The organism is Phycicoccus sp. Root563, assembly GCF_001427915.1.
Classification (GTDB): Bacteria; Actinomycetota; Actinomycetes; order Actinomycetales; family Dermatophilaceae; genus Pedococcus.
Genome location: NZ_LMGM01000001.1, coordinates 1,060,547 through 1,085,186 on the forward strand (window position 1 = coordinate 1,060,547; position 24,640 = coordinate 1,085,186).

The 24,640-nt window shown below is 64.8% G+C and carries 16 protein-coding genes; 7 read left to right on the top strand and 9 right to left on the bottom strand.

What is annotated here, in order from left to right; translation table 11 throughout:
- The coding region (locus ASD62_RS04985; RefSeq protein WP_304438289.1) for a sigma factor-like helix-turn-helix DNA-binding protein at positions 1-511 on the top strand (511 nt) is incomplete at its 5' end.
- A gap of 25 nt (positions 512-536) precedes the next feature.
- Here ASD62_RS04985 and ASD62_RS20040 read toward each other — a convergent pair.
- The 7 genes from ASD62_RS20040 to ASD62_RS05015 form a co-directional block, all read right to left on the bottom strand.
- Entirely contained in the window at positions 537-6,062 is a 5,526-nt protein-coding gene (locus ASD62_RS20040) for a hypothetical protein (RefSeq protein ID WP_157581347.1), read from the bottom strand.
- A gap of 12 nt (positions 6,063-6,074) precedes the next feature.
- Positions 6,075-7,487 carry a hypothetical protein gene (locus ASD62_RS20045; RefSeq protein ID WP_157581349.1) on the bottom strand — a complete coding sequence of 471 codons (1,413 nt, stop codon included), beginning with the start codon at positions 7,485-7,487 and terminating at the stop codon, positions 6,075-6,077.
- Positions 7,488-7,509: 22 nt separating this feature from the next.
- Positions 7,510-9,396 (bottom strand): hypothetical protein, encoded by a 1,887-nt coding sequence (locus ASD62_RS20050; RefSeq protein WP_157581351.1) that lies wholly within the window; start codon positions 9,394-9,396, stop codon positions 7,510-7,512.
- A 792-nt stretch (positions 9,397-10,188) separates the two neighbouring features.
- On the bottom strand, positions 10,189-11,439 hold the full coding sequence (locus ASD62_RS05000) for a DNA cytosine methyltransferase (protein ID WP_056915017.1): 1,251 nt from the start codon (positions 11,437-11,439) through the stop codon (positions 10,189-10,191).
- A 124-nt stretch (positions 11,440-11,563) separates the two neighbouring features.
- Positions 11,564-14,497, bottom strand: a complete 2,934-nt coding sequence (locus ASD62_RS05005; protein ID WP_056915018.1) for a vitamin B12-dependent ribonucleotide reductase — start codon at positions 14,495-14,497, stop codon at positions 11,564-11,566.
- A gap of 154 nt (positions 14,498-14,651) precedes the next feature.
- Complete coding sequence (gene nrdR / locus ASD62_RS05010; RefSeq protein WP_056915019.1) at positions 14,652-15,158, bottom strand: transcriptional regulator NrdR; 507 nt, start codon at positions 15,156-15,158, stop codon at positions 14,652-14,654.
- 374 nt (positions 15,159-15,532) lie between these two features.
- Positions 15,533-16,258, bottom strand: a complete 726-nt coding sequence (locus ASD62_RS05015) for a ZIP family metal transporter (RefSeq protein WP_056915020.1) — start codon at positions 16,256-16,258, stop codon at positions 15,533-15,535.
- Between the two features lie 129 nt (positions 16,259-16,387).
- Here ASD62_RS05015 and ASD62_RS05020 point away from each other — a divergent pair, with 129 nt between their 5' ends.
- Together ASD62_RS05020 and ASD62_RS05025 are read left to right on the top strand one after the other, a co-directional pair.
- Positions 16,388-17,149 (top strand): SDR family NAD(P)-dependent oxidoreductase, encoded by a 762-nt coding sequence (locus ASD62_RS05020; protein ID WP_056915021.1) that lies wholly within the window; start codon positions 16,388-16,390, stop codon positions 17,147-17,149.
- 52 nt (positions 17,150-17,201) lie between these two features.
- Positions 17,202-17,783 (top strand): GNAT family N-acetyltransferase, encoded by a 582-nt coding sequence (locus tag ASD62_RS05025; RefSeq protein ID WP_056915022.1) that lies wholly within the window; start codon positions 17,202-17,204, stop codon positions 17,781-17,783.
- Positions 17,784-17,814: 31 nt separating this feature from the next.
- Here the strand turns inward: ASD62_RS05025 and ASD62_RS05030 are convergent, their stop codons facing one another.
- Positions 17,815-18,237: an SRPBCC family protein gene (locus tag ASD62_RS05030; RefSeq protein ID WP_056915023.1), complete on the bottom strand. Its 423-nt coding sequence runs from the start codon at positions 18,235-18,237 to the stop codon at positions 17,815-17,817.
- A 47-nt stretch (positions 18,238-18,284) separates the two neighbouring features.
- On the opposite strand from ASD62_RS05030, the gene ASD62_RS05035 reads away from it, so the two are divergent.
- On the top strand, positions 18,285-19,367 hold the full coding sequence (locus ASD62_RS05035) for a winged helix DNA-binding domain-containing protein (RefSeq protein WP_056915024.1): 1,083 nt from the start codon (positions 18,285-18,287) through the stop codon (positions 19,365-19,367).
- 152 nt (positions 19,368-19,519) lie between these two features.
- On the top strand, positions 19,520-20,611 hold the full coding sequence (locus tag ASD62_RS05040) for a CHAP domain-containing protein (protein WP_056915025.1): 1,092 nt from the start codon (positions 19,520-19,522) through the stop codon (positions 20,609-20,611).
- Positions 20,612-20,676: 65 nt separating this feature from the next.
- Here the strand turns inward: ASD62_RS05040 and ASD62_RS05045 are convergent, their stop codons facing one another.
- On the bottom strand, positions 20,677-21,075 hold the full coding sequence (locus tag ASD62_RS05045) for a LysM peptidoglycan-binding domain-containing protein (protein WP_157581355.1): 399 nt from the start codon (positions 21,073-21,075) through the stop codon (positions 20,677-20,679).
- A 249-nt stretch (positions 21,076-21,324) separates the two neighbouring features.
- Here ASD62_RS05045 and lexA point away from each other — a divergent pair, with 249 nt between their 5' ends.
- Positions 21,325-22,050: a transcriptional repressor LexA gene (gene lexA / locus ASD62_RS05050; RefSeq protein WP_056915027.1), complete on the top strand. Its 726-nt coding sequence runs from the start codon at positions 21,325-21,327 to the stop codon at positions 22,048-22,050.
- 277 nt (positions 22,051-22,327) lie between these two features.
- Positions 22,328-24,640, top strand: a 2,313-nt coding sequence (locus tag ASD62_RS05055; protein ID WP_157581564.1) for an FdhF/YdeP family oxidoreductase, incomplete at its 3' end; no start/stop codon positions are given.

Below are 24,640 nucleotides of genomic sequence, written 5' to 3' on the forward strand. Positions count from 1 at the left end.
TAAGGTTCAGTCCGCGAGTAAAGCTCTAATGCGTGAGCACGGGGGCTACGGCCGTCCGTCACTCTGCCAGGTCGCGGCCCAATGCGGCCTCACGGCCAAGGAAGTTGCACAGGCTTTGGCTTACGACCAGCGTGTGTTCTCTCTCGATGAGCCGGTTCGCATCTCGGTCGAGTCACTACCGATCTCCGCGCCGTTTGATGTGGACGCCCCGACCACAGATCTTGCGTCAGTGCTGTGGGACGCTTGTGAGCCTGACGTTCAGGATCTGGCTGTAGATGCTGTCGTTTTGCAGTCAGCCGCTGCCATCCTGACGACCCTTCCACGGCGCGAGGCCGCCGTGTTGAACTTGCGCCACGGCATCGACGATGGAAAGCCCAAGACCTTGGACGAAATCGGCAGAGTCTTCGGCGTCACTCGAGAACGAATACGTCAGATTGAGAAGTCTGCATTGGAAGCTCTCAGGACCAACCCAGCCGCCCTCGAGGTTGTCGACATTCAGACACGGTGGTGAGCTCAGTCTGGGGCCCCGTGGCCGGTCAGGCCTCAAGCTCATAAAAGGGCAACCCACGCATAAATCGGCCAGGGAATCCCAAGGACGAGTACAGGGCATGGTGCACAGGCAATCTAGAAATTTCGGCCGCCTGCTCCGCTGTCGCACGATTAAGACCGAGCGAGACGAGATCCTTTAGAGCCACGCTCGGCACTTTGTGGATGAACCATGTCAAGAGTGGCTGCCCATAGTTGGTATCACCTTCTTTGAAGTGAGACAGGTATTGGGACGAAAGGATCACGCCAACGCCGAATTCGCGGCCTTGTAGCATCAGATCCATCAATACCGGGAACTGATAGCGCATGATATTTGTGGCTTCATCCACAAGAAGGAATGAATTCAACCTTCTTAGCTGGGGGTTTGCTCCACGATAGGGCCACTTGGGCAGCTCCAGCATGTATTCGTAGTACATGTTCAGAAACAATGCCACAAGAGCATTCTTCGCTTCCTGATCGGCCCCGAGCTCATTGAGTGCCACCACGAGCACACGATCATTGAGAAGCTGCCCAAAAGGGAGGAGGTCGTCGGGCTCATCGCTAAACACCTCCGCCAAGACAAAAGTATTCAAGATCGACACAACGGCATCCGGCTGCTTGATATCGGCACGATATCGGCCTAAAACCTGCGCCAACGTGGGTGGCAAACCTGACTGTTCTTTGAAGAGCGCTGTCACAATCGTTACCAAACGGTCCCTTTGAACCGGGCCAATTCCAGCATAGATTCGCGAGAGAATATTCGTGAAGGCCTGCGCTCGTTGATACGCGGCCAGTGGAGTGTAGGGGCCATTGATTGCAAAGACATTCAGAGGTATGCCCGACGGAGCCATTACCACTCCGCCAACCTTGGCAAGGAAATCGCCGTCTTGAAAGTCCCGCTTGTAGTCCAGAATTAGGAGCGAGACCGGATTCTCCTGACTCTCTGCGGCCGAGCGCCTGAGTTGATGTACAAGGGCCTTTAGCAGCTGCGTCTTTCCTGTTCCAAGATCTCCCACCACCCCAATATTGAGTTGGTTCAATTCCGTATTGCTTGGCCAATAGTCAGCGCCTGCGGGACCAAGGGTTCCGGTCAGCTTTCCTACCTGAAAGCGAATGCCCTCCGTCGAATCGAGCGCAGGCGTGCCGGCGCTAGGAGAGATCCCGACCTCAGGGATGGAACCAAGCTCGGCTTCATCCGCTTCTTCGACCACTTGCACCGTCGGCTTGTGCGGCGCCTCCTGGGCCGGCTCAATTGGAGCCAAGGTCGGGCGTTGTGGTGTGCGAAACACGTGGGGTGGCACGTCGTTCAGAGGAATGGGATCTAGGTCTACGGGATCACTATCGCGGACAGCCGGAGGTTGGGACGCCCAAGTGACGACGTCCGTCCATGCGTCCGACAATGCATCTCCATCATTCCGAGCTGCGTTAAACGCGGCCCCAGAGTTAGCAATCAAGGCGCCATATGCACCGAGGTCCGCCGCACTCTCGTCCACATGCGCAGTAAAGGCCCTCCCATCAGTGGTTGTGGCGCTGTGACGGAAATAACAAAGCACTGGCTTCCCAACTCGCACCGGCATTTTTCCATCGATGAGCCGATGGAGGCGTTCGGCGAGCCTGTCGACATTATGAATAGGTGTCGGGCTGAGCCGGAGGCCCGCTTCCACGAGGGCTGCCAAGCCGTTGTGCCACAATGCAGAATTTGCATCCACGCCAGCGGACAGGGCCTCGCTCCGCGCCTCAATCTTCTGGAGAAGTTGCGTGGTCGAAGCGAGCTGTTCCAGAGGATCAAGAAGGGCTTGATCGCCCGGCTGTGGCAGGTGTTGTTGCGGGTGGTCGGATAATGAGCCATAGAACTTGATCTCAATTGGCACGAGCGTCAGCGCCGTGTCGTCCACTCGGACCACCAAGAGGTCAGCGCGTCGCAGGGCATCGCCGTGTTTCGATTGCGATAGTGCCGTCAAGAACGTGTCGCATGCATCTATGGGGAGGACCACTTGATCAAAGGCTTGGTTAGATGCTCCTTTTTCGAGCAGCTTTAGACTTAGATAGAAACCCAGGGCTCCGGCCGCATGGGTGCCACCCATGGCGACCAAAGACGAAAGTCCCACCCCCCGAGATCCGAGAGTCCCAAGCAATTCGTCTACTTCAAGGTCCGTGGCCTCGGAGCCCTGCGCGTGGCTAAGAACCGCCTTAAGCTCCCGCCTGAACCCACCGGGAACTCTAACCACGGAAACGAACGGCCTTCGTTCCAGTAGAGGCATATCGTCAGCACCATCCAGAAATGGAGGGCGCCATTCCCAGAGCATTTGACTACCCCCACTGCCTTCATTTACGAGCGCCGCCATTGCTCCCGGATTAACCATAGTTTCCCCGGAGACCGTCCAATCGGCGTTCTGATCCACCAGAAGAGCCTTGAAGAGTCTTGATGACACGCGTGGCTGCGCGTGGGCACCCTCGCAGGCCATCAGCGCATGAGAGAATGGTTCCCAACCCATTTCCGGACGAATTGCAGGCCTGGACTCAGCCTGCTTGCCACCCGATGCGAGGGCCTGCTGCGCTTCAAACCTGCGAAGCGGAATGTTTCCCACTAACCCCGCATTGCCCAGCTCACCGTTGCCGACCTCAACCTGCACTCCTGCGTCCTGCAAAAGGCGAATGTTGCAAAGCTGAGGATTGCTCGTGTCGTGCTGGTATCGCGACCAAGCTATTGGTGTCATCGTGTCGCTCTCGAGCAATCGAGTCAGGGCATCTCGGGGAGCGTCACCCCGTCTGTTCAGAGAATCGTGGATCCTGACCCCGCCTCGCAGTGCGCTGTTCCCCCCCGCGTTCCAATACTTGACGGCGGCCAGTACCGCCTCGTCGATCTCCTCGAGTCGGGTTGTCGCGGTGGTCGCGGCTAGGTCGACCGTGAGGGTCGACACGTGGGGGTTCATGCGCCTGTAACTCCTGAGCGCAGACGCAACCGCCGTGGAGTTCAGCCCACTGGCAGCAGATCCCGGTGCACGCTGTCCCGCGATCTCACCAGGCGACTTCAAGGCTCGGTGTCCATCCACCGACGCCTCGACGAGCATCGACCAGCCAAGAAATATCTGTTCTTCGCCGTTGTCAATTGGCACGGCAATCATTCGGCCGCCCTCGGAGTCCCGTGGGCCCAGAAGGGGAAAGTTCCAGCCCTCCACGGTTCCCGCCAACGACCGAGCATCTTCGGCTTCCCACAGAACTTCTTCAACGCATGACAGCCACGCCAACCTGATTGGATGCAGGGGGCTAAGAAGCACCGCTGAGCAACGACCCGACTCCGACGCATCCCATACGCTCGCAGAGAAAGGGTACGTAGCCCAGAAGAGTCCGGCGGGATCCCCAAGGGATTTCGCATGCTGCACCAGGGCGGTATACGCCTCGAGATACGCGCTTAGCGCGGTCTGGTCACGCCACAAGTGGCGCCATGATGTTCTGGATGGCCATTCTGAATGTTGCCCACCATCGGGCACCTCCGTTTGCAACGAGGCCGGCACCTTGAGGTCGACGAATGCCTTCCGAAAAGCCTTAGCCTCATCTGAATCTCTGAGTTCGTTCGGAACAGAGAATTGAGCGACGTTTGACCAAGTGCTGGAGAGCGATCCCGGCATGAGAATACCACTGTGCAGTTGCAGCTTCAGATCGTTTGATCTGTCCGACTGCGCCTCTGGAAGCGCAACATGCCCATGAGCGACCAACCACTCAGAGCTCGCGCAGTGTTGGCCAATCATGGCCTCCAGACGGCCCCGTACCGACCGCCGCGATTGAAGGCTTGCGCCTCCGCTGGCCACGGCACCACGATGAATAGCCGCTACGACCGGCGACTGGAATGAGTCCGAGGGATCGGGCGTACGGAGCTCAAATCCCACCTCACCAAGAGTTATGGAGTCCAGACCGCCAGGCGCAACTTCACCTGACCAGTAGCCCTGATTTACCCAGGGCTGAAGTTGGATCTGCCCTGCAACCAGTGGGACGTCGACATCAGCGCCCCACAATAGGACCACGTGCGTCTTCGAAGGTTCGACGTCAACCTGATAGAAGGGTTCCTGATCCTGAACCACGCCCTCGGCAGAGAATCGTTCTGGGCCGACTACTTTCGCCGTACCTAGACCCTTTGGCTTGATAGGCCAGACAGCGAGCCCAGTACCCGCCGGGGGCAACAGATAGATCCGGGAGCTCGCCGATGTGTCGACGACCCCTGCCAGCTGATCGTTCGACGCGATGCTGACCGTTGCCGTCAGGCCCCGAACTACATGGCGAAAGGACGGTCCCGCCACCGACTGTTCAAACTGCCCAACTAGCCAAAGCGACCCGTCCGGGGCGACCTCTGCGGACCCACGCCAGGTGACTCTCTTGTCAGAAACCCGAAGCGAAATGGAGGTGGCAGGGAGGTCGGCAGTTACTGGCGCCAGAGTTGGGATCAGCACTCGACAGGAATGGCTCAGGGATCCATGAGCATCCGATATCACGTTCCACCCCGGAATGGCGAACGACCCACCAGATCCCGAGCCGATCGAGAGGTCGTCGCCGCCACGGGATTCGAAGCGGAGCTCCGAGCCCGCGGATGCCTGAAGTGGAGAGAAAAATTGCGATTCAGTTAGGGAAGCGAAAGCGATCAACGCACCATGGCCATCATGTAGCCCGTGGCTCACCCATGCGTACAGTTGATTGTCCTCCGCTGCCAACGTGCGGCCAAAACCGGCCCAACTCAAAGACTCTAGTGGGTGCTGCTCTCCGGCGCAGTCAGGGTGGTGTGCCAACTGCTTTGCAGTTGTCTCGATCGCCTGCTGATCTCCCCACCAGGTTGCGAGTGCTTCACCAATCTCCCTACCTCGGTGGCGGCGCGTGTAGGCAGCGCCATCGTTGGGCCGGGGTAGGCCAAACGCAGCGAATGTATATCTTGCGAGAGTCGCGGAAACATCGAGCTCAGGCTCGTCCCGCGCCAAAACAGACAACGAGCTTGCCAGACGTTCAATACCAAGAGAGGCATGTCGGAACCAGTATGCATTCCAGGACAGAGATCCCTGACCGAGGTATCGGTAGGTATCCGCGATTGCGGCCAGACAGGCAGCCAGGCGGTCAGAGTCGCTTCGTGTGATCGGAGCAACTATTCCCAGTTCTTCGACAATAGCCTGCAGGAGGACCCGCGAGAGCTCGGCGAGGGCGAGGTTCCCCTTTGCTGCTAGGGGATATTCCTCGCCGAGGCTCTCACGAAAGGCCTGCACGAAGGACGCGAGGTCAGGGTGGCGACCAACTACAACAGCGAGACGGTCACCTTGACGGTATTTGATGGCGTTCTGTGGAGAAACCCGCAAATACGCCGCATCCTCGTCAGACTCGTCTGTGGGGGACACGAGAATGGCGAAGGGCGGCAAGCCGGGCCTCACATGATTCGCCGCACGCACCATCGCTTCCGCAGTGGCTTCAGGTACGCCCTCAGGCAGGTAGGCCGCCGTAAGTCCCGAGTCTCTGGCCAGACAACGACCGATGCCAGTTCCAAAAATTGTCGCGTGCTGCAAGATCCAACCCCTCTAGAAGGCACTCTGAACGACGACGCCTTGATCGGCGTCTGCACTACCTCGAGCCAAACCTGCTCTCTCCAGCAGGGCCACGACGTCAGCAAGCTCCGGATGGAGGCCTAGCTGTCCAAGGGCGCGCAAGACGGCAGCGAGATCCACGGTCGTGTCAGGCTTTCCACAACAAAGGCTCGCCACGACTGCCGTCCATTCAGTGCCAGGATCGACCCACAGATAGCGGCCGCGTGACCGCAGCAATCCATAGTGATCAGCGTAGGGCCCGGACGTGTCGCGGGTCTTTAGCGCGTACTTGACCGCTTCCCAAAGGTTCTCATTGGCGCGGACCCTGCTTCCTAGGGCCTCCTCAAGGGCAAGCGACAGATCCTCATCCCGCGACATGCTGAGGATCGTGGATGCGAAATCTTCGGAGGCAGCCCCATTCTCGTCTATCCATGCCGAAAGTAGGGAGCGCAGCTGTTGACTTCGTCGCACGCGCCAACCAACGGGTGCAGCCAGGTCCCGCAGGGACATGTCGGCCTGAGTCGACTTCCACGGAAGTGATGACGGCACGGCTCCGCGGACCTCGTCAAAGGTGGCGGCCTCCCCCCGCAAGACGTGGCGGGCAACCGTTGCGTACCAAGCGGCTTCCCACAGGTACCCGAGGCCCAGTGCGAGACGAAGCACTGTCGAGGCCCAGTCAACCCAAACGCGTGCTGGGAGCGCCTCGACCCATGCATCGTCGGTCAGACGTAGCCACGTCTCGCGGAACCAGGCGAACGGAGTGTCGGGCAGGCGTCCGTGCCACCACTCCGGCAACACGGTGTCCACTTTGTCTCGCACCTCGACGCGATCGTTGTGCACGCCCTTTGCAACCGACGAGTCAATTGCCGAGGCCAAAGGATCAAGAGACAACCGGTGCTTAACAGCCGAATGCCAGAGACCGGCCACCGTTGGACCGATGTTGGATGTTGAGCAATCAAGGGCGAACATTCGCTCAAGGATCAGACCTACGTCAGGCGGGTTTTTCGCACCTTGGAGGCCCCTCATGTCTTGCATCAGGGCCAACGCCGGCGTTATTGGCACGGCCGCTTGGGACGAACCTTTCTCCGCGCGAACACCTGCGAGACTACTCATCAGGGACCTGGCCAGTAGGTCCTGGTGCTCCTCCGAGACCACGCCGTTTTCATCAAGGGCAGACGCCAGAAGGCGCAGGCGCGCCTCGTTGGATGAGGGATCAGATTCGAGATATGTCAACGTCTTCGAGTCCTTGCGGTCCCCTTTCCGGAACAAGACGGCGGGCGTTCGCTCTCCGCCATGCGCATCCGAAGGATCCCCCGGTAACGGGGCAATAAGCTCTCGCCAAGCCAAAGCCGTGGTGAGAGCTTCCGGAACAGCGACATATTGGGGCCGCGGGAGGGGGAAGATCATGTGTTCAGCGGAGACGCCCACTTCAGTCCTCCACGGTAAATGTGTACTCGTGGGCGCCAACAACGATTCTGTACTTCGCACCTTGCAGCAGATGTGGGGCCAGACGTGCCGCTCTGAACCTCTCGAGACGCGGACTCGCCACAGACGTTTGCTCCGTGATTCCGATGTGCTCCATCGAGCAAGCCAGACTTTCCCGAATGAGCGGAAAGTCCAACTCAACCCTGCCCACAGTCTTGGACTTTTCTGAGAGCTGTAGCAAGAGGGCGTCTCCGTTTCGTCGCGTCGTCATTTCAACACCGTCAGTCTTGAGCGCCAGCCTCGGCTCAGCCTGAGCTCCCACGATAGGACTCGTCCGACTATCGAAAAGCGGGACCAAAACCGAGGACGCTGGATCATTCGGATCGCGCTTCGGTCGAAGAAGCGTGGTCAGGCTGCGATCCAGTGCGTCTGGCAGATTAGGGGCATCGCGCCATGCCTGAGTCCACATAGCGACCTCTGACCGAAAAGCCGAAATACCGTTAGATATCGCGTACAGACGCATGAGGTACGCGCCATACCAGGCGATCATCTCTTGCCGCGTCGAGGTGGTTACTAGACTTGATCGACTGGCCCTGACAAACGCCTTATCCAAAGCCCAATCGAAATTCGCGACCGCCCGGTGAAGCGCATCCTCCTCGTCGAGGTCTTCCAAGAGCGTCTCCAATGGCGAACCGGCGGCGATCTGCCCGGAGAACGCATCGACAACGGGCGTTGCCCATCCGCTGTTCCACGTCTTCGGCTGGTAACGCCCTGGGCGAGCATCTCTTACTGGATCCAAGGGCCACAGAAGTTTGGTAATGGGATTGACGCTGGGATCGCCCGATCCGTCAGGTAGCTGTGCGCCCACCAGCCCCTGAGAAAAGCGCATGCCTGCCAGCACCTGCAGCGCCTCCCAATGGGCGACCTCCGATCCCTGAGGGTCCGGCTGCAGCCGCTGAAGGAGACTCGGCAATTCTCCTCCATCAAGACCCTCCGGAGCGTGTCCTACGAGGCTGCGCACCACAATCCCCCAAAGCTCTCGAAAGGCGAAACGCTTGGCCGAAGCAACCTCAGCCGACCGAAGGAATGTGATGAGACCAGTCCGAACTTGCAAGTCAGAGAGGGATCGGATATTAGCAAGAACTGGGTCGAATTGAATGTCACCGGTGCCGTCCAGACCGCCAACGTCCTGAAGCCTGCGCACAACGGATTGGAACAGGGCACCGGCAGACGTCTTCTGCTGGTGCTCGACCGTTCTACGCGTGAGGCGACTGACCGCGTATGGGTCCGAGCGCACACTGAGGGAGGATGTTGAAGATGCCCAATCGACAGTTGGACGAACTTCGAGCAGGGAACAAACGTCAACAAAGACAACAACGGCCTCTGCAAGCACGTCCTCGCCGCGAGTTATTGACGCAGACCTGATGTATCCATGCGACTCCACAGGGTCAAGCCTCAAGTCGCCTTGCGTTAAGGGCTCTGGCTCCGCCCCATGCATCCACTCAATCAGGAGTCCACCCGGGTTGGTGACCGATGCGTCCTTCCGCAAGCAGGCTAGCTCTTCGACTAGAACGCCGCGATTTACGCAAGCAAGAAGGTGGCGCTGCTCGTCGAGCGCTGCATCGATGTCGGCCGTGAGTGCCGAGCCGAGGTTGGTGGCTCTCGTGATCGTGGCATCATTTACCACCGTCAGTTTCCGGCCCGCCGCCTGATACTGATAAGTACGGTGAGCCAAACCATCAGTTGGTGGATCGACGGCCACGAGCTCTGCAACGGCGCTAGCAGCCGCATAAGACTTGCCCGCACCTGGACCGCCGACTAGAAATACGAGAGTTGGCTTCGATGCAGAATCCTTCAACCGGCCGCGAAACCACCCGACGGCTTCATCCACACCCGGGGCGCTAGGGGCAGACGGCCAAGGACTGGCATCGGAGTCTGGGCTGGCCGCGACATCCGACCCGCCTGTCGACCTTCCCCACAGGTCCGCCAACACGTCCCAGTACGAAGTGTTTTCGAGCATGTGGCCAGACTCGAGCGATTGAGCGGGCAACTCCATGGGGGGCCCGACAGTGGGGCCTTCCCCAACAAGAGCGTTAAGGGGTGATCCATCGTCGGTCAGGGAACTGCGGATCTCCGGAACGCTGACATTGACCACCTGGAGCCGCCCAGATGGCGAGGCCAGCAAAACGATGAGATTGCCGGGCTCCGCGTAGCCCCCCAACCCGTAGATCCAAAGTCTCGGGTCACCGTTTTTGGTTGTAGGTCTGTAGAACGAGACCTGCGTAGGTTCCAGTCGGTCAGCGTATACGAAGTCTGCGGGCCGCAGAACTCTGGCCTCCTGGCCCTGCTCTTGGGTCGCAAAGTCGTGAACGCCGTGTTCCTCGAGGAAGACACGCAACGAGTAATGAGCGTCCAGGACGCTCTTGGCCAGCCCCGTCTCAGTCGGGACCAGATAACCCGCTTCCAGACCAACTGCGGCAAACTGTCCTACCGCGTACTCGATTGGGAAGTCTGACGACTTAAGCACTGCTCCACCCACCCTTTGGTCTCGACGCCTCCCAACCCTAGGGCGCTTGGTGCCATTTGTCTGGCAAGTACGTAACCGACAGCGGGTGTTTTCGAGACAATCCGTTACGACGTGATCGCGCAGCTGCTACGCCGCGGTTGCGCGTACGCCCAGGGGTCACCCCTGTAGCAGTTGACGAATGTGGTGGCCCACGGACTCGGCCAACTTGACTGGCACGGCGTTGCCAATCTGGGTGTACTTCGGGACCTCTCTAACCCAGTCACCCGTCGAGGGGTCCCCCGCGCGGCGGCGGCCTCCTGTGGTTCGCTTTCCTGCGAACTGGTACCAATCCGGGAAGGTTTGGATTCGCGCCCACTCGCGCACGGTAGGTACGCGCGGTCTGGAGAAGTGGACGTAGTCATCAGCAAGTGACGTCGCCGTCATGTTCGGGCCACCCGGCCCCCAACGCTTGGGTATGACCCTCTGTGCAAACTTCTTGGTCTGCATCTCGACAGGGATCTGCCCGTCATTGTTCAGCATGTACTGGAACTTGGCGACGATACGATCCGCGTGGTTTCCATACACCTGCTCCGTCAACGGGGCACCCTTGGACAGCAGCCTGCCGTCGATGCTGGTGCGAAGGAGCTCCTGCACCTCATTCTTCGGATCAACGAGGTAGCGGGATGTGCTCCCCCCTCTGATCCAATGAGGGTCGTCCAGGTCACCCAAGAGATCTATGGGGTCCGGGGCGCCTCCGTCGGGCTGCGGCAGGTAGCCATCCGCGACCAAACCGGGGCGTCTGGCGGGTGCGATGTCCGAACGGAAGCCGATCATTAGTACTCGCGGCCGGTTCTGTGGGACGCCATAGTCCTTCGCCGACACGAGGGCCCATCCAATTTCGTAGTGAAGGGTCTTCCGTCCGCGCTTGATGGTGATGTTCTTGAAGGTCTGGCGAACCTCTTCCCAGATCTCACCCTTCTCGCCGGTCGGGATCCATCGGGCGTTCAGGAGCCCGCGAACGTTCTCGAAGAGAAAGGCCTTCGGCTGGACAGCCTGAACGAACTTGGCCATGTCCCGGTAGAGGTGGTTGGACGGAATCTCTTCCTTCGCCAGGACGAAGCTTCGTCGGTGGCCGATCCCGCTGTATCCCTGACAAGGCGGGCCGCCAGCCACCAGATCGATGTCGCCGTGTTCCCTGCGAAGACGCTCAGCCAGCGCATCGAGCTCGCCTGAGCTCTGGGTGACCTCAACGATATCGTTGGCGTGGTTTTGCTTCGCCTTGAGGTCGCCGAGCGGGCGGTTGAGCAGGTACGTATCCATCGCGTCCTGATGCAGTTCGTTCACGAACACCGTCTCGAAGCCTGCCCGCTCGAGCCCAAGCCCAAGACCGCCGCACCCTGCGAAGAGGTCCACCAGAGTTCTGGCCATGTCGGCACCTTCCAAGTTCCAGCTGGCTCACCCAGCTACCCAATTGCGTTGGTGCAGCTCGCGATTCGCGAGCCGCACCAACCTGTTTGGGTCGTTTCTACCAATCGGGACTGACAGTGCAGGATCAGCTGCAGCCGCTGGTGCTGCCGCAACCCTCGCAGACGTAGCAGGAGCCAGCCGGGCGCATCTTCGTCCCACAGGTCATGCACATCGGCGCGTCGGCCGAGATGCCCTGGAACTTCTCCAGCAGCTCGGCGGACGAGTGCACCTCACCCGAGACCTCACGAGCCGAAGCCGCACCAGCACCGGACTTCACCGTGTCGGCCTTGAGGGACTTGCCCTCGACGGCCGGCTCGGACTTGGCAGCCGGCTTGGCGACGGAGACCGGGGCGGACTGGCTGAAGTTCTCCAGCTCGTCCTCGAGCTCCTCGTCCGACTCGTCGGACTCGGTGGCCTGATAGGAACCGGTCTCGAGCTGACGCGCACGCTCGGCAGCGGTGTGGATGCCCATGAACGAACGGGTGTCGAAGTCCATGTGGTCCAGCGCCAGGCGACGGAACACGTAGTCCATGATCGACTGTGCCATCCGCACGTCGGGGTCGTCGGTCAGGCCGGCAGGCTCGAACCGCAGGTTCGTGAACTTCTCCACGAAGGTCTCCAGCGGCACGCCGTACTGCAGGCCGATCGACACGGCGATCGAGAAGGCGTCCATGACACCGGCGAGGGTCGAGCCCTGCTTGCCGAACTTGAGGAAGATCTCGCCCAGGTCGCCCGACTCGTAGGTGCCGGCGGTGAGGTAGCCCTCGGCGCCACCCACGGCGAACGACGTGGTCTGCGAGGTACGACGCTTCGGCAGGCGCTTGCGCACCGGGCGGTACTCGATGACCTTCTCGACCTTGGCCTCGGCGGCAGCGGTCGCCTTGTCAGCCGCAGCGTCCTTGGCGGTGGAACCACCGTCGGACAGCGGCTGGCCGACCTTGCAGTTGTCGCGGTACACCGCGATCGCCTTGAGGCCGAGCTTCCAGCCCTGCATGTGGACGTCCTCGATCTCCTCGACCGTGGCGTCCTCCGGCAGGTTGACCGTCTTGGAGATCGCACCGGACAGGAACGGCTGGACCGCAGCCATCATGCGCACGTGGCCCATGGCCTCGATCGAGCGCGCGCCCATGGCGGTGTCGAAGATCTCGTAGTGCTCGGTCTTGAGGCCGGGGGCGTCGATGACGTGACCCTTGTCGGCGATGTACTCGACGATCGCCTCGATGGTCTCGCCCGTGTACCCGAGCTTCTTGAGCGCACGCGGGATGGTGAGGTTGACGATCTGCATCGACCCGCCACCGACGAGCTTCTTGAACTTCACCAGGGAGAAGTCGGGCTCGATGCCGGTGGTGTCGCAGTCCATCATGAAGCCGATGGTGCCGGTCGGCGCGAGCACCGAGGCCTGCGCGTTGCGGTAGCCGTTCTTCTCGCCGAGCTTGACGACGTCGTCCCAGACCTTGGTGGCGGCGCGGTGGATCGTGATGTCCATCGTGTCGAGGGGGCGGATCGAGTCGTTCGCGCTCTGGTGCTTGCGCATGACGCGCTTGTGGGCGTCCGCGTTGCGGGCGTACCCGGCATACGCACCGACGACACCGGCCATCTCGGCGGAGCGCTTGTAGGCGGCACCGGTGAGCAGCGAGGTGATCGAGGCGGCGAGCTGGCGGCCACCGTTGGAGTCGTACCCGTGGCCCGTGGCCATGAGCAGCGCGCCGAGGTTGGCGTAGCCGATGCCGAGCTGGCGGTAGTCACGCGTGGTGTCGCCGATGGCCTCGGTCGGGAAGTCCGCGAAGCAGATCGAGATGTCCATCGCCGTGATGACGAGCTCGGCGACCTTCTGGAAGGTGACCGCGTCGAACGTGTCGTCGTCCTTGAGGAACTTGAGCAGGTTCAGCGAGGCCAGGTTGCAGGAGGAGTTGTCGAGCGACATGTACTCCGAGCACGGGTTGGACGCGGTGATGCGGCCGGTCTCGGGGTTGGTGTGCCAGTCGTTGATGACGTCGTCGTACTGGATGCCCGGGTCGGCGCACTCCCAGGCGGCCTCGGCGAGCTTGCGGAAGAGCTCCCGCGCGTCGACGGTGTCGATGACCTCACCGGTGGTGCGCGAGCGCAGACCGAAGTCGGTGCCGGCCTCGACGGCCTTCATGAACTCGTCCGAGACACGGACCGAGTTGTTCGCGTTCTGGTACTGGACCGACGTGATGTCCTTGCCGCCGAGGTCCATGTCGAACCCGGCGTCGCGCAGCGCGCGGATCTTGTCCTCCTCGCGCGCCTTGGTCTCGACGAACTCCATGATGTCGGGGTGGTCGACGTCGAGGACGACCATCTTGGCCGCACGACGCGTGGCGCCACCGGACTTGATGGTGCCTGCGGACGCGTCGGCGCCACGCATGAAGGAGACCGGGCCGCTGGCGGTGCCACCGGAGGACAGCAGCTCCTTGGAGGAGCGGATGCGGGAGAGGTTCAGGCCGGCGCCGGAGCCGCCCTGGAAGATCTTCCCCTCCTCCTTGTACCAGTTGAGGATCGAGTCCATCGAGTCGTCGACGGCGAGGATGAAGCAGGCGGAGACCTGCTGCGGGCTCTTGGTGCCCACGTTGAACCACACCGGCGAGTTGAAGCTGAACACCTGGTGCAGCAGGGCGTAGGTCAGCTCGTGCTCGAAGATCTCGGCGTCCTCGGCGGAGGAGAAGTAGCCGTGCTCCTTGCCCGCCTTGACGTAGGTGAGGACGACGCGGTCGATGAGCTGCTTGAGGCCCGTCTCACGAGCCTCGGTGCCCACGGCGCCGCGGAAGTACTTGGTGGTGACGATGGTGGAGGCGTTGACCGACCAGAAGTCGGGGAACTCGACACCGCGCTGCTCGAAGATCGTCTCGCCGGTCTTCCAGTTCTGCTGGACGACGTCGCGCTTCTCCCAGGTCACCTCGTCGTACGGGTGCACACCAGGGGTGGTGTAGATGCGCTCGACGTTGACGCCTGCGGCGCCCTTCTTGCGGGCACCTGCACGTGCGCCTGCGGTTTCAGTCATTTCTGGTGGCCTCCCTAGCCCCTGGTGATGCTGTGGTGTCAATTCTGGGTGGCGGCACTGACAGTGGGGGTCGGTGCCGGTGGTGCTGCTCTGGTGCGGAACGTGGTCGTGCTGTCGTGCGTGCTTGCGTGAGGCGCCGGTCGTGCAGCGGGGCTCAGCCCGGCGGCGCACCGGCCCTGGTCTGTGGCTGGGGCTCCGGCTCGGTGCCCGTCGCGTCGCGCTCGGCGCGCAACAGGGTGATCGCTGCCTCGAAGTCCTCGAGCGAGTCGAACGCCTGGTAGACGCTGGCGAACCGCAGGTAGGCGACCTCGTCGAGCTCGCGCAGGGGTCCGAGGATCGCCAGGCCCACCTCGTGGGCCTCGACCTCGGCCTGACCCTGCTGGCGGATGCACTCCTCGACGCGCTGGGCGAGGAGGGCGAGGTCGTCCTCGGTGACCGGGCGGCCCTGGCAGGCCTTGCGGACCCCGACGAGGACCTTGCCCCGGCTGAACGGCTCGCTCGCGCCGGAGCGCTTGGTCACCGTGAGGCTGGCCGTCTCGATCGTCGTGAAGCGGCGGCCGCACTCGGGGCACTGGCGGCGACGGCGGATGGAGCTGCCGTCGTCGGTCGTGCGCGAGTCCATGACCCGGGAGTCGGTGTGCCGGCAGAACGGACAGTGCATGGCGGCGCTCCTCCCACGGGGTCGGTCTGGGGATGAATCTGTGGACGTTCTGGGGACAACGTGTGGAGAACCCTGCTTGTCCTGTGCACTACATGTGGACGAACTACAGCGGTGTAACCACTAGATGTAGGGATAGTCTGCCTCGCTGTGATCCAGGACGCAAGCGAGTCCGGGAAACTTGTTGGGCAGTGTGCATCGCCGCAGGTCAGGGGCGTGCGGAGGTCCGCCGCGACACGCCCGAAGTGGTGCTGGTGTGACTTCTGGGACGTCAGAGGCACCCAGATCTGGGGTCAGGAGGCCGCGAACGTCCCCACATGTGGTGTGCAGGACCCAACCGGCCCGATGCGGCGCCGATCAGGCCCGATCAGGCCCGATCAGGCCATCGAGAGCAGGAACGCCGCACAGAACCCCACCACGGTGAGCAGTCCCACGAGCCGTCCGGCGTGCTCGACGGCTTCGGGGACCATGGTGTCGGCGAGCATCGTGAGGATCGCCCCCGCCGCGAACGCCTGGATCGTCGCGACCACCGTCGGGTCCGCGCCGTCGAGCAGCACCCGACCCAGCGCGGCCGCGACGGTCGCCGCCGCGGTCACCCCCAGCCACAGGCCCATGATCGAGCGCGCGCTGTGCCCGGCGGACCGCATACCGGCGGACGAGGACAGGCCCTCGGGGATGTTGGAGAGGAACACGGCGGCGACCACGGCGACCCCCACGCCTCCCCCACCGATGGTGCTCACGCCGATCGCCGCCGACTCCGGTATGCCGTCGAGCAGGGCCCCGAGCGCGAGCGCGGACCCGGCGGCGCCGGCCTGCGGCCCGTTGGGGCTCTTGCGCCGGTGGCCGCCGCGGCTGTCGATCCACCAGTCGCCGAGGAAGAAGACGACCGACCCGCCGAGCAGGCCCAGGACGGTGGCGACTCCCCCGGCCTTGTCGTAGGCCTCACCGGCCAGCTCGAACGTCAGGGCGCTGACCAGCACCCCCGAGCCGATCGCCATGACCCAGCCGATGACGCGCTTGGACGTGGGCAGCCAGATGCCGGCTGCCGCGCCGATGAGCAGCGCGACCCCGCCGACGAAACCCCAGAACCCTGCCTCGAGCACGTCCGTCTCCTGTCGCCGAATCCACGAACCACTAGCGGCGGTGCGGCGCCGTGCCACACAGGGCCCTTGGACCCTACTCGGGCACCACCACCCTCACGACAGTGGAAGGACCCCACAGGAGGAGCACCCATGAACCACTACGGACTCGGCGGCAAGGTCGCCGTCATCACCGGAGGGGCGTCCGGCATCGGCCGCGCCTGCGCCCGCACCCTGGCCCGCTCGGGGGCCGACATCTCGGTCTGGGACCTCGACCAGGGCGCGATCGATGTCGTGCTCAAGGAGCTCGACGCGTTCGAGTGCCGGGTGCACGGCGCGGTCGTCGACGTCAGCGACTCGGCCGCCGTCGACGGCGCGATGGAGCAGGTCGTCGAACACCTCGGCCACGTCGACGTCGCCGTCTGCAACGCCGGCATCGGCGGGGAGTCGCTCACCAGCGGCGACTACACCGACGAGGCGTGGCACCAGGTCATCGGCGTCAACCTCGACGGTGTCTTCTACACGCAGCGCGCCGCGATCAGGGCCATGAAGGCCGGTGGGCGCGGGGGCTCCATCGTCAACATGGCTTCGATCCTCGGCGCGGTCGGGTTCGCCACCGCGAGCGCGTACACCGCGGCCAAGCACGGGGTGGTCGGGATGACGCAGGCCGCGGCGTGGGAGCACGCCGGTGACAAGATCCGCGTCAACGCCGTGGGCCCGGGCTTCATCCGCACCCCGCTGCTGGACCAGCACCTCGACCAGGCGACGCTGGACTTCCTCGGGACCCAGCACGCGCTGCAGCGGCTCGGGGAGCCCGAGGAGGTCGCCGAGCTGGTCGCGTGGCTGGCCAGTGACGGCTCGTCGTTCGCCACGGGCACCTACTACCCGATCGACGGCGGCTACCTCGCCCGCTGAGTCCTTCCCCCGACCGCCGCGCGCTGTCGGCGCGCGGTGGTTGAGTGGGTCCATGGCTGAGCAGTGGGAGACGCACCCGGTCACGCCCGAGCGGTTCGACGACTTCGCCGACATCGTCAACCCCAACCGTCGCGAGAACCACTGCTGGTGCCTGTCGCACCGGCTCGCGGCGCCCCAGATCCGCGAGCTCGGCGGCGGGAGCCGGCAGAACGCGATGCGCGCCCTCTGCGAGCGGGACCACCCACCCGGAGTCGTCACCTACCTGGACGGCACACCGGTCGGCTGGTGCAGCATCAGCCCGCGGACCGAGATCCCCCGCCTGGAGGCCTCGAAGCTCATCCGACGGGTCGACGACGTCCCCGTCTGGAGCATCATCTGCGTGGTGGTCCGTTCCGGCTTCCGCCGGCGCGGCGTCACCCACCAGCTCCTCGAGGGTGCGGTGGCGTATGCCGCGTCACACGGAGCGCCCGCGGTGGAGGCCCACCCGGTCGACCCGCCGGGGCGGATGGACCTGACCATGGCGTTCGTGGGCACCCGCGGGATGTTCGAGAAGGCAGGGTTCGAGGTCATCGGCACCACCGACGCCGTGGCCAGCAGGATGCCGCGCCTCGTGATGCGCCGCGACCTCCGCTGACGACCTCCGCTGACGGCCCACGCTGACGACCTCAGGCCTGTTCGGACCGTGCCTTCAGGCCTGCGGCCTCGGTCGCCAGGTACCGGTCGGTGAGCCCCCGGTAGAACCGCCCGACGAACGAGCCGAGCCATCCCTCCTGCTTCACGGACAGCAGCACCCGCGTCCCGCCCCCGGGCAGGGGTTCGAGGACGTGCCGTGCCGTGGTCAGGGCTGCACCGCCGCCGCTGACCCAGGTGAACGACCTCCCCGGCTCGAGCTCGGTGACCACGTAGTCCACGGTCGGGATCCGCGGCTGGCTGATCTTGGCCTGCGAGCCCGTGCGCAGCGGCCCGTCGTCGACCCGCCGCACCCACCGCACCGTGTCGGTCCACTCCGGCCAGTGCTCGACGTCCGACAGGACCTGCCAGACGCGATCCGGCGGGGCGGCGATGTCGATGGTGGCGCTCTGCTCCATACCTCCATGATCGCCCCGTGCGCGGCTCGTTTCGAGAGGATGGCGCCATGGATCCCTCGCGCGTCCTGTCCCAGCGCCTCGCGACGCAACGCCTCACCTCCGCCCCGCTGCGCACCGCGACCGAGGCCGTGCGGCTGCTCACATGCGTGCAGAGCCAGGAACGTGACCACGCCTTCTTCTCCCTGGGCCTGCGCACCCGCAGGAGCACGAATGCCACGGTGCGCCGCGAGCTCGATGCCGGCACCTTCGTGCGCACCCACATCCTGCGGCCGACGTGGCACTTCGTCGCCCGGGAGGACCTGCGCTGGATCCTCGCGCTGACCTCTCCCCGGGTCCTCGCCGCCAGCGCCGGTCGGCACCGGCAGCTCGGGCTCGACGACCCGCGGCGGCTCGACGGCGGACTCACCCTGCTGGCTGAGCTGTTGCAGGACAGGCAGTTCCGCACCCGCCCCGAGCTCGGCGAGCTGTTCGTGGAAAGGCGATCACCGATCAGGCCGGGCGAACAGCTCGGACACCTGATCATGGTCGCCGAGCTGCGGGGGCTGGTGTGCTCCGGACCGGTCAAGGGGGTGCACCACTCGTACGCGCTGGTCGACGACGTCGTGCCACCGGCCACGCACCTCGACCACGACGACGCGCACCGCGAGCTCGTGCGCCGGTTCTTCAGCGGGCATGGGCCGGCCGGCATCAAGGACTTCACCCGGTGGTCGTCGCTCACCGTCGCGGGGACCAGGGCCGCGCTGGCCGACCTGGGCGACGACCTGGACGTGGTGGACGTCGACGGGACACCGCACTGGTTCGACCCTGCCGTCGTGCCGCGCCGCAGCCCGGCCGCCCCCGCGGCACACCTCTTCCCGGTCTACGACGAGGTGGTGCTCAGCTACCCGGCCGTGAACTTCCCGGTGGCGACGGACCACCCTTTGGCCGAGCACCCTGACCCGTTCTGGGCCACGGTCGTCCTCGACCAGACCAACGTCGGCGCCTGGAAGCGCACCGGCCGGGCAGACGTCGTCGAGGTCGACATCAGGCTGGCCCCCAGCGCCGACGCCAGGGGCCGGGAGGCCGTGCGTGCCGCGGCACTGCAGCTGGCCGAGTTCCTCGAGAAACGGCTCGAGCTCACGGGGATCTGAGACCGGAGGCGAATTACACGGTTGGACTTACCGGATCTGCCTGACAAACCGGACACCGTCGGTCCAGCCTGAACAGGTTGTCCGCCGCCACCCCTCGCGGCGGGGCGATGCGCGTCTCCTGGCGCTGTCCTGTCCCCCACCCCCAGGAAGTCATGCTGCGTTCCCGACTGTCCCCCCTCCTCGCCCGCGTCGGCACCGTTGCCCTCGTCGCCCTGGCCGGACTCGCGGTCACCGCGCCACCGGCCTCAGCCGCGACCCTCTCCCGCGAGTGCAAGGCCAACTCCATCGCCTGCATCTCGTTCTCGGGGTACGCCGGGAAGTCGGTGTGGGGGTACCCGGTGAACTCCAGTGGGAACAACTGCGTGAACTATGCGGCCTACCGGCTGATGAAGAACGGGGTGAAGCAGCAGAGCGCCATGGGCAGCGGCGGCAGCTGGGCCACCAGCGCCCGCAACCGCGGCATCAAGGTCGACCAGACGGCCAAGACCGGGGCGATCGCCCAGTGGAACTACGGCAGCCACTACGCGCCCGGCAACGGCCACGTGGGGTACGTGGAAGAGGTCACGAGCTCCTACATCGTCGTGTCGGACTCGGCCTGGAGCGGCTACTCCTCCCGGATGACCATCCCGCGCGGCGACGCGAACTGGCCGAGCAACTTCCTGCACTTCAAGGACCAGCCCTACCAGCCACCGGCATCCGGGAGCTTCCTCAAGGTCCGGGAGAACGGGCAGATCTACCGACTGGTCGGGACCACACCGGTCTACGTGAGCACGTGGGCAGCATTCGGCGGTGCCAAGGCCACGATGGCCGTCTCGGCCAGCGCCCTCGCCACCCTGCCGGCCACCATCCCGGACGGGACGTTCATCAAGGGCGCGCAGCGGGCGGAGATCTACCGGATGGCCGGTGGCGCCCCGATCCACGTCTCAGCGTGGGCGAACGTCGGCGGCAGCAAGGCCACGACGATCGTCGACCAGGTGGCCATCGACCGGGCCGGTGACGGCGGCGCCTACAACCGCCTGCGAGCGGTGCCTGCCGACACGACGATGCTCCGGACGACCAAGGGCGTCGTGTACCGGATGAGGGGCGGGATCGCCTACTACTCGACCTCGATGCCGATCGCCGAGCTGAGTGAACCGGTCCTCGTCGACCACGTCGCCCTCAGCCGCGCCACCACCACCGGGGCGTTGAAGTACCGACACATCAAGGCCGTGAAGGCCCTACCGAAGATCACGCCGAAGCCCTGAGCGCCCCTCACACGGAGGTTTCTCGGCCCCACCCGATGCCGGGTGAGGGGGCGAGGTGACCTCGCTCAGCCGGCGGCCGGGATGAGCAGCGTCTGCCCGGCGTGGACGTCGGATCCGGTCAGGTCGTTGGCGACCTGGATGCGGGCCACGGCCTCGGTGACCGGCAGCTGCGGCAGCTGGGCCGCCGCGACCTCGGACAGGGTCTGACCGGTCTGCACCGTCGTCGAGTGCTCGATGACCGCTGCGGACGCGCCCCCCGAGAGCAGGCTGATCGCGAGGACCACCGCCGCGACGGCCACGGACACGGTGATCGCCAGGCGGCCGGCGCGGGTCAGCCGCAACGGCACCGCCGGACGGATGACGACGTCCTCACCGGTGGGCACCGAGACGAGCTGCGGGCGCACGGGCCGAACGGGCATCCGCACGGGGGCGGGGGCGACGTCCCAAGCAACTGCTGCACTCATCTGGTCCTCCGTGGTGGTCAGGTGGCCGAAGCCCTTCGAACGGTTGTACGAAGTTCCTCTAGGCTGATTTCTAGCACGCATGTTCGAACTTCTCAAGACACGCCTCGAACACATGTTTGGCACTGACGTTCGAACGCCATACGCTGTGTTCATGCCTCACAGCACACCAGAGGCCACTGACAGTCCCACCCGTCACAGCACTGAGCACGGCGGCATACGCCACCTGACCTGCGGAAACGAGGAAACGGCATGAGCGAGGACAACGTCAAGGAGCTCCCCGACCGCGATCGGGGTGACGGTCTGACCGTCCGCCAGCGCCGGGTCCTCGAGGTGATCCGCAACTCGGTGGACCGCCGCGGGTACCCCCCGAGCCTGCGCGAGATCGGTGAGGCCGTCGGTCTCACCTCCCCCAGCTCGGTGGCCCACCAGCTGTCCACCCTGGAGCGCAAGGGCTTCCTGCGCCGCGACCCCAACCGCCCTCGCGCGATCGAGGTCGTCTCCCCCGACTCGACGGCCGACATGCGCGGCTACCGCGGTGGGGCGAGCGTCGAGGACGAGACGGCGGTGTTCGACGAGACGGGGATGAACGACCGGCGTCCCGAGGCGTCGTACGTCCCGGTGCTCGGCCGGATCGCCGCCGGTGTGCCGATCCTCGCCGAGGAGACCGTCGAGGACGTCTTCCCGCTGCCCCGGCAGATCGTGGGCGAGGGGCAGCTCTTCCTGCTCCAGGTCGTCGGCGAGTCGATGATCGACGCCGCCATCTGCGACGGCGACTGGGTGGTCGTGCGCCAGCAGCCGACCGCCGACAACGGCGACATCGTCGCGGCGATGCTCGACAACGAGGCGACCGTCAAGACGTTCAAGCGCAAGGACGGCAAGGTCTGGCTCATGCCGCACAACGACGCGTTCGAGCCGATCGACGGCGACCACGCCACGATCCTCGGCAAGGTCACGGCGGTCCTGCGCCGAGTCTGAGCCGCGCCCGGACCGACCCAGCCGAGTCCGGGCCGACTGAGCTCTACCGAGCCCTGCCGAGCGCTACCGAGGCCGTGCCCCGGCCGCCCTCCCCCCAGCTCCCCCGTGTGCCGCCGTGGACCGACCCCCNNNCGGGTGGTCACCGGGGATCGGGCATCCCGGGCGCGCATGGTTCGGGTGGGACTGGGTACGTTCGGGGTGAAGGCGCAGGTTCCGGACCGGGGCCCGCGCGGCACGCGCCCGGCAACGCCAGGCACCCGGAGAACGAGGTTCACGCATGGGCAAGCACGACGAGAGCGACTACTCCGAGGCCGACCTGGTGGTCAAGGGCCAGGAGGACCACGCCGCCGGTCCGACGGCGGTGGCGGTGTCGATGAAGCGCTCCATCGACCACATGGGCCTCAAGCGGACGGCCCAGACGCTCCTCAAGCTCAACCAGGCCGAGGGCTTCGACTGCATGAGCTGCGCCTGGCCGGACCCCGATCCCGGTCACCGGCACACGGCCGAGTTCTGCGAGAACGGTGCCAAGGCGGTCGCCGAGGAGGCCACCCGCGACCGGGCCACCCCCGAGTTCTTCGCCCAGCACAGCATCGCCGAGCTCGACGCCCACACCGAGCACTGGCTCGGCCAGCAGGGCCGCATCACCCACCCGATGGTCAAGCGTCCGGGCGGGACGCACTACGAGCCGATCGAGTGGGACGAGGCGTTCGACCTCATCGGCGCCGAGCTGCGCTCGCTCGCGAGTCCGGACGAGGCGACCTTCTACACCTCGGGCCGCGCCTCCAACGAGTCGGCGTTCGCGTACCAGCTGTTCGTCCGCGCGTTCGGCACCAACAACCTGCCGGACTGCTCGAACATGTGCCACGAGTCCACGAGCATCGCGCTGCAGGAGTCGATCGGCATCGGCAAGGCCAGCGTCACCCTCGACGACGTGCACACGGCATCGGTCATCGTCATCGCCGGCCAGAACCCCGGCACGAACCACCCGCGCATGCTGTCCGCCCTCGAGATCGCCAAGGCGAACGGCGCCAAGATCATCTCGATCAACCCGCTGCGCGAGGCAGGGCTCGTGCGGTTCAAGAACCCGCAGAAGCCCAAGGGCGTCGTCGGCCACGGCACGGCGATGGCCGACCTGCACCTGCCGGTGAAGGTCAACGGCGACCTCGCGCTCTTCCAGGCGATCGGGTCGCTGCTCGTCGAGTGGGACGCGCTCGACCACGAGTTCATCGCCACCCACTCGACGGGGTTCGAGCAGTGGCGCGACCACGTCCGCGCCGTCGACTGGGACCAGGTCGTCGAGGTCACCGGGCTGTCCCGTGAGCTCATCACCCAGGCTGCCGAGATGCTGCGCGGGTCGACCCGGACCGTCTACTGCTGGGCGATGGGCCTGACCCAGCACCGCAACGGGGTCGCCACCATCAAGGAGGTCGTCAACCTCGCCCTCGCGCAGGGCAACATCGGCCGTGAGGGGGCTGGCCTCCTTCCCGTCCGCGGCCACTCGAACGTCCAGGGCGACCGCACCATGGGCATCTGGGAGCGACCCCCGGCGACGTTCCTCGACGCGCTCCAGAAAGAGTTCGGCTTCGACCCGCCGCGTGAGCACGGCCTCGACGTCGTGGACTCCCTGCGTGGCATGCGCGACGGCAAGGTCCACTTCTTCATGGGGCTCGGCGGCAACTTCGTGCAGGCCGTGTCGGACACCGACATCGCGATCCCCGCGATGCGCAAGGTCCGCATGACCGTGCAGGTCTCCACCAAGATCAACCGCTCCCACCTCGTCTGCGGCGAGACCGCCCTGATCCTGCCCACCAAGGGCCGCACCGAGAAGGACATCCAGGCCAGCGGGGCCCAGTGGATCTCGGTCGAGGACTCCACGTGCTCGGTGCACGCGTCGCGCGGCCCGCTGGAGCCGGCCAGCCCCCAGCTCAAGTCCGAGGTCGACATCGTCACCCGCATCGCCGAGGCGACGCTCGGGGACCGGTACGGCCTGCAGTGGAAGGCGATGCGCGACGACTACCGCGCCATCCGCCACCACATCGCCAAGGTCGTCCCCGGGTGCGAGGACTACGAGGTCAACGTCCGCAAGCCGGGCGGCATGATCATGCCGCACCCGCCGCGCGACACCCGGACGTTCGACACGAAGACCGGCAAGGCCGAGTTCGTCGCCTCCCCGATCGAGGTGGTGCACGTGCCCGAGGGCCACGTGCTGCTGCAGACGCTGCGCAGCCACGACCAGTACAACACCACCATCTACGGCCTCAGCGACCGCTATCGCGGCATCGAGGGTGGCCGCAAGGTGGTCTTCGTGCACCCCGACGACATCGCGGCCTTCGGTCTGGCGGACGGCGACCTCGTCGACATCACCACCCGGTGGACCGGTGACGACGTGGTCCGGTGCGTTCGCGGGTTCCGGGTGGTCTCGTACGACACCCCGCGGGGATCGGCCGCGGCCTACTACCCCGAGACCAACCCCTTGGTCCCGCTGGACTCGACGGCGATCGGCAGCAACACCCCGACCTCGAAGTCGGTCGTGGTCTCACTCGCCCGGTCGACGTCGAGCTCGCCCGCGTCGGGGGACAGCGCCGGCGGG

Bases quoted from the DNA above. Each gene is read 5' to 3' on its own strand.
- ASD62_RS05045 (WP_157581355.1), bottom strand. From the start codon at position 21,075: ATGAGTGCAGCAGTTGCTTGGGACGTCGCCCCCGCCCCCGTGCGGATG.
- ASD62_RS05025 (WP_056915022.1), top strand. From the start codon at position 17,202: ATGGCTGAGCAGTGGGAGACGCACCCGGTCACGCCCGAGCGGTTCGAC.
- nrdR (WP_056915019.1), bottom strand. From the start codon at position 15,158: ATGCACTGTCCGTTCTGCCGGCACACCGACTCCCGGGTCATGGACTCG.
- ASD62_RS05035 (WP_056915024.1), top strand. From the start codon at position 18,285: ATGGATCCCTCGCGCGTCCTGTCCCAGCGCCTCGCGACGCAACGCCTC.
- ASD62_RS05005 (WP_056915018.1), bottom strand. From the start codon at position 14,497: ATGACTGAAACCGCAGGCGCACGTGCAGGTGCCCGCAAGAAGGGCGCC.
- ASD62_RS05000 (WP_056915017.1), bottom strand. From the start codon at position 11,439: ATGGCCAGAACTCTGGTGGACCTCTTCGCAGGGTGCGGCGGTCTTGGG.
- ASD62_RS05030 (WP_056915023.1), bottom strand. From the start codon at position 18,237: ATGGAGCAGAGCGCCACCATCGACATCGCCGCCCCGCCGGATCGCGTC.
- ASD62_RS05020 (WP_056915021.1), top strand. From the start codon at position 16,388: ATGAACCACTACGGACTCGGCGGCAAGGTCGCCGTCATCACCGGAGGG.
- ASD62_RS20045 (WP_157581349.1), bottom strand. From the start codon at position 7,487: ATGATCTTCCCCCTCCCGCGGCCCCAATATGTCGCTGTTCCGGAAGCT.
- ASD62_RS05040 (WP_056915025.1), top strand. From the start codon at position 19,520: ATGCTGCGTTCCCGACTGTCCCCCCTCCTCGCCCGCGTCGGCACCGTT.
- lexA (WP_056915027.1), top strand. From the start codon at position 21,325: ATGAGCGAGGACAACGTCAAGGAGCTCCCCGACCGCGATCGGGGTGAC.